At 62.6% G+C, this 1254-nt stretch carries 3 protein-coding genes; all 3 read right to left on the bottom strand.

The annotated features are described in order from the left end of the window. Window positions 1-2: 2 nt before the first annotated feature. The gene (locus AC1DEY_RS23545) at window positions 3-449 is read right to left on the bottom strand and encodes an Hsp20/alpha crystallin family protein (protein ID WP_476870108.1); all 447 of its coding nucleotides are present in this window, start codon (window positions 447-449) and stop codon (window positions 3-5) included. A 165-nt stretch (window positions 450-614) separates the two neighbouring features. Then, window positions 615-779 (bottom strand): hypothetical protein, encoded by a 165-nt coding sequence (locus AC1DEY_RS23540; RefSeq protein ID WP_476870107.1) that lies wholly within the window; start codon window positions 777-779, stop codon window positions 615-617. A 202-nt stretch (window positions 780-981) separates the two neighbouring features. After that, complete coding sequence (locus AC1DEY_RS23535) at window positions 982-1179, bottom strand: hypothetical protein (RefSeq protein WP_476870106.1); 198 nt, start codon at window positions 1177-1179, stop codon at window positions 982-984. Window positions 1180-1254 lie beyond the last annotated feature (75 nt).

Here is a 1254-nt window from a genome sequence, read left to right as displayed (position 1 = left end):
GGTCAGGTCACGTAGTTCTCCGGTGCTTCCGGTGACTGGTGTCCGCCGCGGGAGACGTGGACTTTGGCGCCGGAGGTTCCGGACTGCTCAGGTATCTGGGCGTGGATTTCGAGGACGCCGTCGATGTAGCTGGCCTCGACGGAGTCCGGGTTCGCCCCGCGGGGAAGCGGGATGCTGCGTGAGTAATCGCCGTACCGCACTTCGCTCCGATACCCCGGCTGGTCCTTGTGGGCGGGCTCTCTGCGCCGAGCGGCGATGTGCAGGGTGTCGTCGGTCACGGTGATGTCGATGTCTTTGTCCGGGTCGATGCCGGGGATATCGGTTCTTACCACCATGGTGTTTCCGTCGCGGTATTCCTCGACTCGTAGCCAGGGATCGGACTCACCCTGCAGGAAGCGTCGGACGGGTTCGGGCACCTCGAGGCCGGTACGGCGGAACAAGTTGTCCATGGCCTTCTCCTAAGCTCAGTTGTGCCTCTGATCCCCGGTGTGGGGCGCAGCCCGCTTGCCCGAAGGGGTATCTGCTGGATTGCCGGCAGCGACCAGTCCGGGGCCGTTCCGGTGCTGCTCCCTGCCGGCAGGAAGATCAGCGGCGGCAAAAACGAGTTGTGTGGGTCAGACCCCGCGCCGTCCGCGGGAACGATTCATGAGGAACATGACAAGGGCGACTATCAGCAGGATCGGGGCGATCCAGAGCAAGAAATTGACTGCTTTGACTGTTCCGCCGAGGATGAGAAAGATGACTGCGACGGCAATGACAATCCAGAGAAGCGTGCTCATGACTCTGCCCACCTTTCCTCGTAGTTAGGGCCGGGAGGTCTCCCAATTCCTGATGCTACAACTGCGCTAGAAGCCGCACCAGCGCTCCGGAAGGTTCCTCTCAACCAATCACGGACGGCGGTTTCTGCCCACCCATCGTTCTGAAAACGGCTCGCCAGGTTCTGCCCACCATCGTTCTGTAGGGCAGGGCTGATGTGGCCGGTTAGACGTCAGGAGATTTTTCCGCGGCCGGAGGGTGTTCTTCGGCCAGGTGGTGTGCTTCCTTGAGGTGGCGTGAGAGCTTTTCTTCAGCTTCCGCGCGCCGTTGCCCGACGGTGCGCATCTGGCGCGTGGTCAGGTCCTCTCGGCGCGTCCACGGGGCGGCACGTTGTGCCGGCCCGGGTTCCGTGTGTTCGCTCATGACCGCATCGTCGCACACGATCTTTCCGGGCAAAAGGCACAATTTTGCAACGTCACGGAAGCGCCAGCGTCCCGG

It is taken from the genome of Arthrobacter sp. 05T47, assembly GCF_056395825.1.
The sequence above is the reverse complement of the archived record's forward strand: the minus strand, read 5'-3'. Positions and strand labels throughout refer to the sequence as shown.

Coding starts and splice junctions, on each gene's coding strand:
- AC1DEY_RS23545 (WP_476870108.1), bottom strand. CDS start 449: ATGGACAACTTGTTCCGCCGTACCGGCCTCGAGGTGCCCGAACCCGTC.
- AC1DEY_RS23540 (WP_476870107.1), bottom strand. CDS start 779: ATGAGCACGCTTCTCTGGATTGTCATTGCCGTCGCAGTCATCTTTCTC.
- AC1DEY_RS23535 (WP_476870106.1), bottom strand. CDS start 1,179: ATGAGCGAACACACGGAACCCGGGCCGGCACAACGTGCCGCCCCGTGG.